The organism is Sphingomonas sp. ACRSK (genome assembly GCF_022346685.1).
Classification (GTDB): domain Bacteria; phylum Pseudomonadota; class Alphaproteobacteria; order Sphingomonadales; family Sphingomonadaceae; genus Sphingomonas; species Sphingomonas molluscorum.
In genome coordinates, this window is the sequence record NZ_JAKRNR010000006.1 from 126601 (window position 1) to 140853 (window position 14253).

General features: G+C 67.6%; 15 protein-coding genes, 2 tRNA genes and 1 pseudogene. 11 read left to right on the forward strand and 7 right to left on the reverse strand.

What is annotated here, in order from left to right:
• Positions 1 to 66 precede the first annotated feature (66 nt).
• From MHZ35_RS05300 to MHZ35_RS05315, 4 genes are all read left to right on the forward strand, one after another.
• Positions 67 to 729 carry a murein L,D-transpeptidase catalytic domain-containing protein gene (locus MHZ35_RS05300; protein WP_239434672.1) on the forward strand — a complete coding sequence of 221 codons (663 nt, stop codon included), beginning with the start codon at positions 67 to 69 and terminating at the stop codon, positions 727 to 729.
• 489 nt (positions 730 to 1218) lie between these two features.
• Positions 1219 to 2064, forward strand: coding sequence for a carboxylating nicotinate-nucleotide diphosphorylase (gene nadC / locus MHZ35_RS05305; RefSeq protein WP_239434673.1), 846 nt, complete (start codon positions 1219 to 1221; stop codon positions 2062 to 2064).
• A gap of 61 nt (positions 2065 to 2125) precedes the next feature.
• Positions 2126 to 2560 carry a hypothetical protein gene (locus tag MHZ35_RS05310; protein ID WP_239434674.1) on the forward strand — a complete coding sequence of 145 codons (435 nt, stop codon included), beginning with the start codon at positions 2126 to 2128 and terminating at the stop codon, positions 2558 to 2560.
• A 23-nt stretch (positions 2561 to 2583) separates the two neighbouring features.
• Entirely contained in the window at positions 2584 to 3273 is a 690-nt protein-coding gene (locus MHZ35_RS05315; protein WP_239434675.1) for a ribonuclease T2, read from the forward strand.
• 21 nt (positions 3274 to 3294) lie between these two features.
• On the opposite strand, the gene MHZ35_RS05320 is transcribed toward MHZ35_RS05315, so the two are convergent.
• The 6 genes from MHZ35_RS05320 to MHZ35_RS05345 all read right to left on the reverse strand — a co-directional run bounded on the left by MHZ35_RS05320 (position 3295) and on the right by MHZ35_RS05345 (position 8421).
• The gene (locus MHZ35_RS05320; protein ID WP_239434676.1) at positions 3295 to 3729 is read right to left on the reverse strand and encodes a DUF4112 domain-containing protein; all 435 of its coding nucleotides are present in this window, start codon (positions 3727 to 3729) and stop codon (positions 3295 to 3297) included.
• Between the two features lie 5 nt (positions 3730 to 3734).
• A complete protein-coding gene (locus tag MHZ35_RS05325) occupies positions 3735 to 5213 on the reverse strand; it encodes an ABC transporter substrate-binding protein (protein WP_239434677.1) in 1479 nt (492 codons plus the stop codon).
• Between the two features lie 40 nt (positions 5214 to 5253).
• A tRNA-Leu gene (locus MHZ35_RS05330) sits at positions 5254 to 5339 on the reverse strand.
• Between the two features lie 64 nt (positions 5340 to 5403).
• A complete protein-coding gene (gene ihfB, locus MHZ35_RS05335) occupies positions 5404 to 5682 on the reverse strand; it encodes an integration host factor subunit beta (RefSeq protein WP_132882687.1) in 279 nt (92 codons plus the stop codon).
• A gap of 144 nt (positions 5683 to 5826) precedes the next feature.
• Entirely contained in the window at positions 5827 to 7536 is a 1710-nt protein-coding gene (rpsA, locus tag MHZ35_RS05340) for a 30S ribosomal protein S1 (protein ID WP_125962415.1), read from the reverse strand.
• A 261-nt stretch (positions 7537 to 7797) separates the two neighbouring features.
• Positions 7798 to 8421, reverse strand: coding sequence for a (d)CMP kinase (locus tag MHZ35_RS05345; RefSeq protein ID WP_125962414.1), 624 nt, complete (start codon positions 8419 to 8421; stop codon positions 7798 to 7800).
• Positions 8422 to 8629: 208 nt separating this feature from the next.
• Here MHZ35_RS05345 and MHZ35_RS05350 point away from each other — a divergent pair, with 208 nt between their 5' ends.
• The 7 genes from MHZ35_RS05350 (at position 8630) to MHZ35_RS05380 (ending at position 13026) form a co-directional block, all read left to right on the forward strand.
• Positions 8630 to 8950 carry an FYDLN acid domain-containing protein gene (locus tag MHZ35_RS05350; RefSeq protein ID WP_125962413.1) on the forward strand — a complete coding sequence of 107 codons (321 nt, stop codon included), beginning with the start codon at positions 8630 to 8632 and terminating at the stop codon, positions 8948 to 8950.
• Positions 8951 to 9100: 150 nt separating this feature from the next.
• Positions 9101 to 9176: transfer RNA gene (locus tag MHZ35_RS05355), tRNA-Ala, on the forward strand.
• Between the two features lie 542 nt (positions 9177 to 9718).
• Positions 9719 to 10141 carry a hypothetical protein gene (locus MHZ35_RS05360; protein ID WP_239434678.1) on the forward strand — a complete coding sequence of 141 codons (423 nt, stop codon included), beginning with the start codon at positions 9719 to 9721 and terminating at the stop codon, positions 10139 to 10141.
• The gene (locus tag MHZ35_RS05365) at positions 10134 to 11174 is read left to right on the forward strand and encodes a serine/threonine-protein kinase (RefSeq protein ID WP_239434679.1); all 1041 of its coding nucleotides are present in this window, start codon (positions 10134 to 10136) and stop codon (positions 11172 to 11174) included. Before MHZ35_RS05360 ends, MHZ35_RS05365 begins: the two co-directional genes overlap by 8 nt.
• Complete coding sequence (locus MHZ35_RS05370; protein ID WP_239434680.1) at positions 11174 to 11350, forward strand: hypothetical protein; 177 nt, start codon at positions 11174 to 11176, stop codon at positions 11348 to 11350. Before MHZ35_RS05365 ends, MHZ35_RS05370 begins: the two co-directional genes overlap by 1 nt.
• 180 nt (positions 11351 to 11530) lie before the next feature.
• A complete protein-coding gene (locus tag MHZ35_RS05375) occupies positions 11531 to 12526 on the forward strand; it encodes an ABC-three component system protein (RefSeq protein WP_239434681.1) in 996 nt (331 codons plus the stop codon).
• The gene (locus MHZ35_RS05380) at positions 12514 to 13026 is read left to right on the forward strand and encodes an ABC-three component system middle component 2 (RefSeq protein ID WP_239434682.1); all 513 of its coding nucleotides are present in this window, start codon (positions 12514 to 12516) and stop codon (positions 13024 to 13026) included. Before MHZ35_RS05375 ends, MHZ35_RS05380 begins: the two co-directional genes overlap by 13 nt.
• 1116 nt (positions 13027 to 14142) lie before the next feature.
• On the opposite strand, the pseudogene MHZ35_RS05385 reads toward MHZ35_RS05380, so the two are convergent.
• A pseudogene (locus MHZ35_RS05385) lies at positions 14143 to 14253 on the reverse strand (PEP/pyruvate-binding domain-containing protein); the annotation flags it as partial.

Here is a 14253-nt window from a genome sequence, read left to right on the forward strand (position 1 = left end):
TTGGCTAAAAGGGTGCCGGGCAGCGCGACGCGGTGTCCAGAGCGGGCTTCAGGGCAGGACATCCACGTGCACAACATCGTCGAAACGGCGCCCTCGCGCCGCGCATTCCTCACCTCGGGTCTCACGGTCGCGGGCGCCGTGGTCGCATCCGGCGCCTTCGCCTCGCCGGTCCGTGCGGCCGTGCCGGCGGCACCCGTTGCGCCGCTCACTTCGCCGCGCATGGTGCGCCCGGCGCTGTTCCGCCGTGCGGTTGCCGCGCTCCAGGCGCATGGCGGCCGCGTTGCCAATCGCGATCGCATCGCCATCGCCGATTTCGCCGCATCCTCGTCGGTGCCGCGCTTCCATCTGGTCGATCTCATCAACGGCCAGACCACGACGCTGCTGGTTGCGCATGGGAGCGGTTCGGATCCCGCGCACAGCGGCTATCTCCAGCGCTTCTCCAACCTCAACGGCTCCAATGCCTCGTGCGAAGGCGCTTTCCTCGCCTCCGACTATTATGTCGGCAAGCATGGCAAGTCGCAGCGGCTGATCGGGCTCGACCCCACCAACAACAATGCGCTCGATCGCGCCATCGTGATCCACGGCGCCTGGTATTCCAACGCCTCGATGCTGCGCACCCATGGCAAGCTCGGCCGCAGTCAGGGCTGCTTCGCCGTCGGCGAAAGCGAGCTGGCGCAGGTGTTCGGCCACCTCGGCAACGGCCGCATGCTCTACGCCGCCAAGGTCTGACGGCACGCCCGGGCCGCACGCCCGGGCTGTCCTACACGACCAGGCGTCGTCACAGTCCTCCCCGCACCGGGGGAGGAATAGCATGGCCGATCACGCGCACCGCGTCCGGACGCCTTTCAACCGACACCGCGACTCTGCCCGGACGAGTATCGCGCGCGCTTTGGGCCTCCACCGTGTTCCTGCGCAGGCAGGAACCCAGGGCCCGGCAGAGCAGCCGTCGGCGACCCCTTCGCACGCACACCAAGGGATCGTCCGCGCCTGGGATCAGCCACCTCCAGCAGCATGGTCGCGACGACGATCCACGCCCGCAACGGCCGTTCTTGGCCTAACCTTAGCCTAACCTTCCGCAGTGCAGCACGCCGCGCGGTTGGCCCCGGACAGCGGTGCGACACGCGTTCGTGGACGGACTCTCGACGCACTTTCCGCCTTGCGGCGGCTCTCCCGGGCACGCTACCGCGCGCCCTTCCTCACGTCCGGCGGAGAACGCGCATGCACTGGTCGCTCGAAGGCTTCGATCTGAATCGCTTCGTCCGCGAGACGCTTGCCGAGGATCTGGGGGAGGGGGGCGACATCACCTCCGCTGCCGTGATCCCCGCCGATGCGCGCTTCGCCGGCGTCATGGACAGCCGCGACGCCATCACGGTCGCGGGCCTCCCGATCGCGGAAGCCTTCTTCCGCGCGCTCGATCCGCAGGTGGAGATCGAGGCGCTGGTGCAGGACGGCGATCGCGTCGCCGCCGGCTCGCACCTGCTGCGCCTGCGCGGCAATGCCCGCGCGCTGCTGACGGCCGAGCGCTCGGCGCTCAACACCGTCCAGCATCTCTCCGGCATCGCCACGCTCACCGCCACTTATGTCGACGCGATCCGCGGCACCGGCGCCACGCTGCTCGACACACGCAAGACGCTGCCGGGCCTGCGCAGGCTGGAGAAATACGCCACCCGCATGGGCGGTGCGACCAACCACCGCATGGGCCTGTGGGACTCGGCGATGATCAAGGACAACCATGTCGCGGTGGCGGGCGGCGTCGAGGCCGCGGCGCGCCGGGCGGCGGACGCCGGCATCGCCTCGATCATCGTCGAGGTCGACCGGCTCGACCAGATCACCCCCGCGCTCACCGGCGGCGCCACCCACCTCCTTCTCGACAACATGGACCCGCCGACCTTGCGCGCCGCGGTGGCGGAGGTCGCCGGACGCGTGCCCACCGAGGCCTCGGGCGGCGTCCGGCTCGACACCATCGCCGCGATCGCCGCGACCGGCGTCACCTATGTGTCGGTCGGCCGGCTCACCCAGTCGGCGCCCGCCGCCGATATCGGGCTCGACTTCACCGCCCTCTAATTCGCTTGCCGAAAGGGGCGGGTCGGCTAGGTTCGGCGCTGTTTACAGGGGGAGAAACATCATGCGTCCCAAGTCCATTCAACGCTTCGACATCTTCTATCTGGGCGCGCTGGCGCTCGGCCTCGTCAGCACGGCCATCGGCTGGAACGCCACCATGGAGCGGATGCAGGCGGACCCCGCCACTGCCGCCATCGCCACGCCCGTCATGCTGGGCAGCGTGATCGTCGGCTTCGGCATTTCGCTGCTGCTGTGGTTCTTCACCTCGCGCATGCGCAGCAACATTGCCCGGTGGATCGTGGTGATCTTCTTCGTGATCGGCGTGATCTCGCTGCTGTTCACCCTCCTGAACGGAGCCTATCCGGGCGGCGTCACCGGCATCCTCAGCATCCTCTCGACCGCGCTTCAGGCCGCCGCCGTCGTCATGCTGTTCAAGCCGGACGCCGTCGCCTGGTTCAAGGGGCAGCCGACCGGCCCTGCGGAAACGCCGTTCGAATGATTTGCCTCTGGCACAAGGCGGCGATGCTCCTCGCCGCCGCGCTTCCCGGCACCGCCCTGGCACAAAGCACCCAGTGCAGCGTGCCGGCGGCGCTGCCGCGGCCGCATGCCGACCTGCCGACGTCCAAGCAGCCGCGCCGGGTGATCCCGATCGGCAGCTATACGCTCGCGCTCACCTGGTCGCCGCAATATTGCCGCGGCAAGCGGGCGGGCGACGACAGCTTCCAGTGCGGCCAGGGCAACCGCTTCGGCTTCACCCTGCACGGCCTCTGGCCGGACGGGGAGGGGAAGACGTGGCCGCAATATTGCAAGCCGGTGGCGCTGCTGCCCCAGGCGGTGGTGCGCAAGAACCTGTGCGCGACGCCCTCGGTGCAGCTGCTCCAGCATGAATATGCCAAGCACGGCAGCTGCATGGGGGTGACGCCCGCGACCTATTTCGCGCGCTCCAACGCGCTCTACGGGCGGCTGCGCTTCCCGGACATGGACGCGCTTTCGCGCCGCTCGCGCCTCACCGCCGGCCAGCTGGCGCAGGCGATCGCCCGGGCGAACCCCGGCATCGCGGCCAACATGATGCGGATCACCGCCACCCGCGACGGCTGGCTGGACGAGGTCTGGCTGTGCCTGGACAAGCGGCTGCGCTACCGCGCCTGCCCGGCGCACCAGGGTGGCCTCACCAGCAACGCCCCGCTCAAGATCTGGCGAGGCGGCCGGTAACGGCCAGCGCCCCGCGCGCGGTCACGGGTTGTCGATCGTGGCCGTGCCGGGGTGGTGCTTGTCCAGGTGGCGCTTGATGATGCGCAGGTTGCGGGTGTTGGACCGGAACAGCAGGTCGGGCACCGCACCCACCACCGGGATCAGGCCCACCGCCCAGTCGACGCCGACATTGCCTGCCATGCGCGCCATCTGGAGCTTGGACATGCCCAGGTTGCGGGCCTCCCAGATCATGTAGCTGCCCATCGCGGCGCCGATGAAGCTGCCGCCCACCGGCAGCAGGTTGAACAGGAAGTCGAGACCCACCGGCACCTTGAGGCCCGGGATCACGAAGCTGCGCTCCAGCAGCCGCTCCAGGGCCACCAGCCGCTTGCGCACGGCAGCGGCGTCGCGGCCTAGGGGCACGACTTCGGCCAGGCGGTCGAACGCTTCGGGCGGGATGCGGGAGGTGCGGTTCATGGCTGTTAGCTGGGGTCGCCTCGCAGGTGATTCAACGGGTGCCACGCGCGCGGGTTGGGCGCCCAGGCGCGCAGCCGCGGCGACACCAGGGACCAGCGCAGCGGCAGGGCGATCGGCACGAAGCTCGCGTCCGCCGCCAGCGCCGCATCCCCGTCCGCCAGCAGCCGCCCGCGTGTCTCCGCGTCCGGCGCATCGGCGGCGCTGTCGATGATCGAGCGGATCATCGGGTCGCAGGCGACGCAGGCGTTGTCGAGGTACCAGCGGCCCGAATCGAGCGGCGCGACCTTGTCCACCAGGCGCAGGTCCGCGTCCGGTGCATCGATCGCCACCCGCTCCACGGGCAGGCCGATGGCGCGCAGCGACCGGGCGATGCCGCGCCACAGCAGGTTGCCGCCGGGTCCCTGCGGCAGTGCGATCCGAAGCGGCGCCATGTCCGGATGGTCCGCCATCCAGATCGCCACCCGCGCCCGCGCCTGCCCGATGGTGTCCTCCGTTGGCGTGGCGGGCCAGGGGAACGCGGCAGGGGCGGCGGCGGAGTCAAGCTGCGCCGGAAGCAGCGTGGTGGCAGGCGTCCATTCCTCGCGCACCCCCGCCGCAATGGCGCTCCGGTCGAACGCGCCCGCCAGCGCGGCCCGGTTGGCGGTCTCGGCCAGGAAGCCCTGTCGCCGCGCGACGGCCAGTCCGAACAGCCCCACCGCCGGATCGACGCGGATGCTCTCCCGCGCGACGTCGGCGACGGCCAGCAACGGCCAGTCGTCCACGCCCCCGCCCAGCACCAGATCGCGGTCGCCCCGCGTAAAGCGCAGCACCGCACGCGCTGCCCTGTCCCCCCGCAGCTCGATCCTCTCGGCGGGGCTGGGCGGCGTGTCCGCATCCTCGTCGTCCAGTCCGCGGATCGGCCGCAGTTGTTGCGCGCCGCGCGCCGGCTGGCCGAGCTCGAACGGTCCCGTCCCGCGCAGGCCGCGTGCCTGGAAGATGGCAAGCTCCGGCTGCGCGAGCAGCTTCAGGAACTCTGGCTGCGGCCGGCGCAGGCGGATCTCGACCACCTCCGGCGTCATCTCGACGATCTCGTCGACCAGCCGCAAGGCACCGGCCAGGGGCTTGTGGTGCGCGGGGCGGACCGCCCGCTTCAGCGTCGCCACGACCTCGCTCGCGGTGACGCGGTTGCCGTCCGGCCACCGCGCGTCGCCCAGGCGAAAGATATAGCTCTGGCCCTCGTCGATCACGATCCAGCGCTCGGCAAGCGCAGGCTCGACCTGGCCGGCGGCATCGAAGCGGACGAGGCCCTGTGCCGTCGCGCCCATCAGCACCCGCTCGGCGGGGGAGAGCTCCGTGCGGGAAGGGTCGGCCACCCGAGCCGTTCCGCCCACGACGCTGACCGCCACCGCCGTATCGTCGGGCCGGCGGTCGCAGCCGCCGAGCGCCAGCGCAGCCGCGGCGAGCAGCAGCGGGAAGCGGGCGTGCGAGAAGGGGAAGGGCGCCATGGCCCCTTCCTGCCATCGAAGGCGGCGAAGCGCCACATGGTGGTGCGGACGGCGGGACTCGAACCCGCACTCCTGTTCGGAAGCCGATTTTAAGTCGGCTGCGTCTACCGGTTTCGCCACGTCCGCATGGCGGCACGGGAACCGCAAGGCTGCACCCGCGTCAAGCGCGGCGTTGCGCCGAGGCGGAACGTCACACGTTCAGACGCGCGCGCATTTCCTTGCCGGGCTTGAAATAGGGGACGCGCTTGGCATCCACTTCGACGGTTTCGCCGGTGCGCGGGTTGCGACCGGTCCGGGCATCGCGTGCGCGGGTAGAGAAGGCGCCGAAGCCGCGCAGCTCGACGCGACCGTCCGCCTTCAACTGTTCGACGATGCTGTCGAAGAAGACGGTGACGATCCGTTCCACGTCGCGCGCGGAGAGGCCGGGGTTCTCGGCGACCAAGCGCTGTACGAGTTCAGATCGGATCATTTCGGCCTCATCCATCCCGCCAGACAATGACGGAAGCGGTCATTACGCAGGGGAACCGAACAGCTAATTCGGCAGGAGCCGAACTGCAACACAAGTTAAGGCATTTGCCGCGGCGGGAAGCAACTTCCCGCCGCGGCGCAATGCTTAGCGGCCTTCGCCGCGGGCCTTGAGGGCCTCGCCCAGGATGTCGCCCAGCGACGCGCCCGAGTCGGACGAGCCATACTGTGCAACCGCCTGCTTCTCTTCGGCGATCTGCATCGCCTTGACCGAGAAGGTCGGCTTCTTGGAGCGGTCGAAGCCCGACACCATCGCGTCGAACTTCTGGCCGACCTGGAAGCGCTCCGGACGCTGCTCGTCGCGGTCGCGGCCGAGGTCGGTGCGCTTGATGAAGCCGGTCGCGCCATCTTCGCCAGCCTGCACTTCGAGGCCCGCGTCGCGGACTTCAAGCACGGTAACGGTGATGATCGCACCCTTGTTGAGACGGTCGCCCGTGGTGGCAACGCCCACCGCCGGCGCACCGCGCTCGAGCTGCTTCATGCCGAGCGAGATACGCTCCTTGTCCGGCTCCACTGCGAGCACGACGGCCTGAACCATCTCGCCCTTGCGGTGCAGGTTGAGCGCGTCCTCGCCCGAGATGCCCCAGGCGATGTCCGACATGTGGACCATGCCGTCGACGTCGCCGTCCAGGCCAACGAACAGGCCGAACTCGGTCGCGTTCTTGACTTCGCCCTCGACGGTCGAGCCGACCGGGTGCTGCTCGGCGAAACGCTCCCACGGGTTCGCCTGGGCCTGCTTGAGGCCGAGCGAGATGCGGCGCTTTTCCTGATCGACCTCGAGGACGATGACTTCGACCTCCTGGCTGGTCGACACGATCTTGCCCGGGTGGACGTTCTTCTTGGTCCAGCTCATCTCGGAGACGTGCACCAGGCCTTCGATGCCCGGCTCCAGCTCGACGAACGCACCATATTCGGTGATGTTGGTCACGCGGCCAGCCAGCTTGGCGCCGACCGGATACTTGACCGACGCGCCATCCCACGGATCGCTCTCAAGCTGCTTCATGCCGAGCGAGATGCGCTGCGTGTCGCGGTTGATGCGGATGATCTGCACGCGCACCGTGTCGCCGATGTTGAGCATCTCGGACGGGTGGCCGACGCGCTTGTAGCTGAGGTCGGTGACGTGGAGCAGGCCGTCGATGCCGCCGAGGTCGACGAACGCACCGTAATCGGTGATGTTCTTGACCACGCCGTCGATCACCTGGCCCTCGTGCAGCGACTGGATCAGGCCCGAACGCTGCTCGGCGCGGGTTTCTTCCAGCACCGCGCGGCGCGAGACGACGATGTTGCCGCGCTTGCGGTCCATCTTGAGGATCTGGAAGGGCTGCGGGATGTCCATCAGCGGCGTGACGTCGCGCACCGGACGGATATCGACCTGCGAGCCCGGCAGGAAGGCCACGGCGCCCGACAGGTCGACCGTGAAGCCGCCCTTGACGCGGCCGAAGATGACGCCCTCGACGCGAGCCGACTTGGCGAACTCGGTTTCCAGCTTGTCCCAGGCGGCTTCGCGGCGGGCGCGGTCGCGGCTGAGCATCGCTTCGCCGTTCGCGTTCTCGACGCGGTCGACATAGACCTCGACTTCGTCGCCGACCTTCAGGTCCGCCTTCTGGCCCGGCGCCGCGAACTCGCGCAGCGGCACGCGGCCTTCCGACTTGAGGCCCACGTCGATCACGGCGAGATCGTTCTCGATGCCGGTGACGGTCCCGATGACCACGCGGCCTTCGAAGCTGTCGGCCTGACCCAGGGTCTGGTCAAGCATCGCCGCGAAATCGTCGCGGCTCGGGTTTGCCAAAGAGGCCATTAGAGTTCCTGGTTCCTGTACGTTTTTCCGGCCGGCCGGTTGGTTCCGGCGGTCTTTGACCGGCGTCGCCGCGGCGGCCGGATGCCGGTCGCGGCATTCGTCGGACGCTTGCTGCAAAGGCCTGCAATTTCATGCGAAAAAGGGCGCGTGAGGAATCGCCTCCGCGCCGGCCCCGCGAGCAATCGCTCGTCGAACCCCGCACGCATAGCCCAGATGCAAGCAATTCGCAAGCTTGCGAGGCGGCCGGCCCGGTGCCCCCGGTCAGGCGGCGACGCGTGCGTCCACCAGTTCGACCGCGCGCTGAACGGCGGCCTCGATCGACAGGAAGCTGGTGTCGAGCGGGGCGGCGTCTGCGGCCATCATCATCGGCGCGTTGGCACGCCCGGCATCCCGCTCGTCGCGTGCGCGAATGTCGGCCAGAACCTTGTCGTAGGTGACGGGCGAGCCCTGCTTCTGAAGCTCCAGGTGGCGACGGCGTGCCCGGATGGCAGGCGTCGCCTTCACGAACAGCTTGGCGTGGGCGTCGGGGGCGATCACCGTGCCGATGTCGCGACCGTCGAGGACGGCGCCGCCCGGTTGCGCCGCGAAGCGCCGCTGACGTTGGAGCAGCGCGGCGCGCACCAGCGCATGCGCGGAGACGACCGACGCGATCTGGCCGACCTCGTCGCTCCGCAGCCACGGATCCTCGAGCAGCCGATCCTCGAAGCCGCAGGCGGCGATCGCATCGGCTTCGCGCTCGGGCGTGAGCTTGTCGCGGAGCACGGTTGCGGCGACGGCACGATAGAGCAGCCCGGTGTCGAGATGGGGCAGGTTGTAGTGGCGGGAAAGCGCCCGGGCGATGGTGCCCTTACCCGACGCGGCGGGTCCGTCGACTGCAATGATCATGGGCGACCCCTTGCCGCAACCGGAGCGGTCGTCAAGCGGCGGGGCGCGGCGGGGCGCAGATCTGCCTCGCCTCGAAGCATCCGCCGTCGCTGGGCCGGCGGCAGGCAGCGGTTTTTGACAGCGCCCTTGCGCTATGGCAAGGCGCGCGCCACTTCTCGGGCACCAGTCCCGATACCCAAAATCCCACACCGAAAGGCAAGAGCGGCACATGGTGAAGCCGGAATGGGGCACGAAGCGGACGTGCCCGAAATGCGCGACGCGCTTCTATGACCTGGGCAAGGAAGATCCCGTCACCTGCATCGAATGCGGCGTGACCTGGAATCCGGAGCCGATCCTGAAGTCCAAGCAGCCGCTTCCCTTCGAAGCTGCCAAGCCCATCAGCGAGAAGGAGGCGGACAAGGACGCCGATCTCGGTGACGAGGATCTGGACATCGACGGTGAGGATGAGCCCTCGGCCGACGACGACGTCGATCTCGGCGGCGACGACGATCTGGGCGTGAACACCCAGGACGAAGACGAGGAAAACTGATCCTCGCGCCGGCCAAGGCCGGCGATTTCAAAAAAGGTGCGGCAAGCGTCGAAAAGGCGCTTGCCAAACCAAAAGGGCCCGCTTAGAGGGCGCCTTCCCCGGACACGGGGTTCCCGGAGCCGCTTCGGAAACGAACGGCAAAAACGGCGTGGGGCCGTAGCTCAGCTGGGAGAGCGTCGCAATGGCATTGCGAAGGTCAGGGGTTCGATCCCCCTCGGCTCCACCATTCTAAGTACTTGATCGGTCTAAAGTTCTCTCGGGACCCTCCGCCCGTGTGGTTGCGGTTTGTTCCAATTGGCGGATCGCACACGGATCGCAGGGCGACATGTTCGGGTAACGTTCCGATCCTCTGGCCGGTTACCCGCCGCGCCTCCGGGCGCCGAGAACCGCGGATTGGTCCGCTGACAGCGAACGCTATGTAGCGATCTCCTAACGGCTTTGCTGGGGGAAATCGGAACGGCCGCTTTGCAGCGTTCAGCTGAGGATAGCGGACCTTCGTTAGAGTTACTTGGCGCGGTGGCTACGCGCTCCGAACCTGCTTCCCGCTCCCCGCTCAAAACCCCCATTGTCACCCTCGGCATGCTGGCGGGCTCTTCCAAGTTTTCCAAAGCTGTGCTGGTGCCACGATAGCCCAATAGCGCATCCTCCAGGCTTCCGCTCCGGGCGGCCCAATTCATCGTAGACTGGAAAGACAAGACGGCTAATGGGCGGAACAACGGGGGGGACGCCATACATGATCACCATGGCCTTCGGGCCGCGCCGAAGTGCGTGACGTTCGCGATCTTCGACAGTGAGGCGAACGAGATCGTCAACGTCGAGGACATCCAGATCCCGGCCGCGTTCGAATGGCCGGTCGCGTTGAAGTACGTGCGCAGCAGCGTGCTCGACGTGTTGCGCGAGTATCGAGTCGAGCGGGCCGGAGTGCGGACCAGCGAGCCGGTTGCGAAGAGCCTGTCCGTAGAGCGCGTCCAGGTCGAGGGGGTGATCCAGGAGGCGTTCGCCAGCAGCGCGCTGGAAGGATATTTCGCCGGTCCGATCGCCGTCGGAGCATCAAGGCTGGCAGTCGACCGGGCGAGCTTCAAGCCGATGACGAAAGAGGGGCGCAACGACATGGAAGTCGACGGGTGGGAGGACATGAGCGAGGTTCGACGCGAGGCCGTGCTCTACGCGATGGGTGCCGCGAATGCTTAGACCTCATCGGCGCGCCGAGGTCGGCTTCGAATACCAGCGCGAGATCGGACAGCACGGCCAGAACAGCCACACCTATCTCGCGCGGGACCATCAGCTGGCCGCCGACATCGTTATCAAGGAGATTGCGAAGACGACGCTGGACACCGGCCGCTTCTTCGCGGAGGCGCAGGCGCTATATGCCAGCACGCACCCGAACGTGGTGCAGATCCACTATGCCTGCGAGGACGACGAGAACGTCTATGTGGCCATGCCGCTGTACCGCAACGGCTCCCTCAAGGATCTTATCTCCCGGCAGTTCCTGACGGTACGCGAGATCGTGACGATCGGCTGCCAGGTACTGGCCGGGCTCCAGCACGTTCACTCCAAGGGCCTCGTCCACTTCGACGTGAAGCCGGACAACGTGCTTCTGTCCGAGCGAGGAGAGGGCCTGCTGTCCGATTTTGGGTTGGCTAGGCCGATCGGGGCCCGCGGAATGGCCGAACAGGACCAATGGTACATCCGTACCCAGCCGCCGGAGGCGACCGGGAGATACGAGTTCCCGCGCACCTTCGACATCTATCAGGTCGGCATGCTGCTGTACCGCATGTGCTGCGGCAACGGTGAGTTCGATCGCCAGTTCGCCGCCTTCCTCCCCGGTGGTGCCTTCGACCGGAATGCGTTCAGGGTGGCCGTCGTGAACGGCCAGTTTCCCGACAGGCGCAGCTTCCCTGCGCACGTCCCCGAGCGCCTGCGCACGGTGGTGCGGAAATGCCTGCAGGTGGATCCGAACGATCGCTTCCAGTCCGCGTTGGAGGTAGCGAACGCGCTGGCCTTAATCGACGACTCGACGCTGGACTGGCGGTACTCCAAACCCGCCGGTTGCCAGCGCTGGGAAAAGAACGTAGAAGGAACAAAGTACGAGTTCGAGCTCGCCGATGCTGGTGGAACGACGTGCTACAAGACGGCGGGCGCGGGGCAGCGCAGGCGGTTCGGCGAGGGCTGCACCGCCGGCATGACCGACAGGCAGGTGAGGACATTTCTCGGAGACCACTGATGGCAAGGGTCAGGAACGATCCCGCGCGATACATCACCCGGTCGGGAAACCTTCCCCCGTTCGACCGGGACGCAGCGCCCTGCCCGAAGAAGAGCGCCGAGCGCGAGCGGAGTTACGCGGAGGCGCCGATCAGCGAGGGTTTCTACATCGATCTTCGGCGGCGGCCGCGCGACTAGCGTACGGCGGGTTCTTGGCTGGATCCGCCGCCGCGGCGAGCGGACCTGAATGGCGGCCGACGATCGAGCTTCATGAACGAAACCATCAACAGCCTGACGGACCGGATCCCTGCGTCGGGAACGACCACGACGCATGCTCACATCTTGCGAAGCGAACGCCCGGCTCGCTATGCGGCGCCGATGCGCCACCACCGCGATGTACTTGCGCTCGACGACGAGAACCTGGAGCGGTTCGTTCGCGACTGGATCGCGCAGAAGAAGTCCAGGTACGTGGAGGTGCAGCGCTTCTCCGGCTCCGGCGACCTCGGGCGGGACGTGGTTGGGTTCAGGACGGCAAGTCGCCACGAAGGGCCCTGGGACAACTACCAGTGCAAGCAATACGGGACCTTGCTGCCCGTTTCGACCGCGCTGCTCGAACTCGGCAAGATCCTTTTCCATTCGGATCAGGGCGAGTTCACGCCACCGACGGCATACGTCTTCGTCGTTCCGAAGGGGATGGGCCGCGACCTCGAAGCACTGGTGAACAAGCCCAGCAAGCTGAAGGCCGAGCTGATCGCCAGGTGGGATGCCGTCTGCGCCAAGAAGATCGTGAAGGGTCGGACGCTGGCGCTCACCGAGTCGCTTCGGGCCATGGTCGACGCCTACGACTTTTCCTGCGTCAGCCGTGTCACCGTCGACGACATCCTGGGGGACGACGACGTCCGTCCGGTGCTGCGGAAGTGGTTCAACACCGATCCCGGCGCCCCGCCCCGCGGCATCGTGCCCCCCAGCGTCGATATCCGCGAGCAGCCGTACCTCGACCAGCTTATCGACGCCTATGGGGAGCGGGCCGGATCGGCATTCTCGGATCACGACGCGGTGTCGGACCATGTCGAGTACGGACCCCATCTTCAGGAGCAGCGCACCCGCTTCTTCGAAGCTGACGCGTTCAACCGCTTCTATCGCGACAACACGCTCGAGGAGGATCTCGAAGCACTGCACGACGAGATGTATCACGGGGTCGTGGGGCCATATCGCGGCAGCCACCCGGATGCGCTCGCCCGCGTGGAGGCCGTCATGTCGCAGGCCGCGACGGTGATGCCGGCAGGCATGCTAGCGAGGCATGCTCGCGTGCCGGTGAAGCAGGGGTTCTGCCACCACTTCGCGAACGACGGGAAGTTCGTGTGGAAGAAGTAGGAGTGCCCGGCGGGTCCGGATCGGTGCCGCTGTTCAACAGCACTTTGGAAACCGGGACGAGGGCGGTTGTCGTCCTTAACGCGGCCTATACCCGGGCGCTGGACCTGGCCCGCCTGACTTGGTTCGACCATCTGGTGGTGCATACGGCCGATGCCGGCGGGCCGCCGAGTCTCCACCCCTCGCTGCCCGAGCGCTCGGGCGAGTTGCTGGTACGGAGGCGGCTGGTCGAGGATAGTCTCACCTTGATGCGGCGGGCCCACCTGGTGGAGGCCCTGGCCGACGAGAGCGGCGTGTCCTTCCGTGCTGGCGACGCGGCACCGGCGTTCGTGAACCTGATGCGCTCCGAGTATGCCCAGGTCCTGAAGGAGTGCGCGACCTGGCTCGTCGCCGAGTTCGCCGATCTGGACACGGCCGACATGGCGACCAGGATCGAGCGACAGGTCGACAGGTGGGACCTAGAGTTTCGGTCGGACGGTCAGCAGCCGGGCGGCGCGTCGTGACAATGCTCTCCCTACGTCAGCTCGCCTTCACCGGGCCCGCCACGTCGGCCGCGTCGTTGTCGTTCGGCGAAGGTCTCAATCTGCTCTACGGCGCCTCGAACACGGGCAAGTCCTTCGCCACCAAGGCGATCGACTACATGCTCGGCGGGTCCAAGGCACTGCCGGACATCGCCGAGCGTCGCCCGTTCGACCGCGCGTGGCTGGGGCTGGCCACGCCCGGCGGCGACGAGACCATCTCCCGAGCGCTGGCTGGCGGTAACTACAGGTTGCACGACGGCCTGGCGATCGGCGCTGATGCGCCCGGCTCGAATCGCGTGCTCGGCGCCCGGCACGATCCTCACGACGACAACAACATCTCCCGCCACCTGCTCGGCCTGGTCGGCCTCGACGGGCGCCGCATAGCGGTGGACGCGAACGGCAAGCGGCGATCCCTCAGCTTCCGCGACGTGGCCCGGTTCTGCATCGTCGACGAGACCACCATCCAGAGCGAGGGCTCCCCGATCCAGAGCGGGCAGGCCGTGTCTCAGACGGCCGAGCGCAGCACCTTCAAGCTGCTCCTGACGGGCATCGACGACAGCGCCATCGTCGAGGTGGCGGACAGTCGTACGTTCGCGTCATCGATGAACGCCCAGCTGGAGATGCTGGACGATATGATCGCCGCCATCGATGCGGAGATCGAGGCCGACTTTGGCACGACCGAAGACCTTGCCGATCAGGAACGGCGGCTCGACGACAGCTTCGCGGAGGCACAGGCCGATCTCGACGCCGCGCAGGGCTCGATAAGGGAACTGCTGGACCGCAAGCGACAGCTCGGTATCGAGCTCTCGGTGGCTGCAGGTCGGCTCGACGAGATCGACCTCAGCCTCGGTCGGTTTGACCAGCTGGACGGCGTCTATGTGTCGGACATCCAGCGGCTTGAAGCTCTGGAGGAGGCCGGCTTCCTGTTCTCCCTCGGCGGAGACCGGGACTGCCCCCTCTGCGGCGCGGCGCCCGAAGCCCAGCACCATCATCAGGACATTGGCGACGTGGAGCGGGTACGAGGTGTCCGTCGTCAGAACATTCGGCACAACTCGCGGCGTAGATTAGCGGAGTGCGGACCTCGTCAGGGGGTTGATGTTAGGCGGCGAACTTGCGGTGCTGCAAGCGCCGATGTTCGATGGTCTGTCGCTTGATCCTTTCGCGCAGTTTGATGATTGCCGGAGCCCTGCCGAAGTAGGCGTCGGCAGG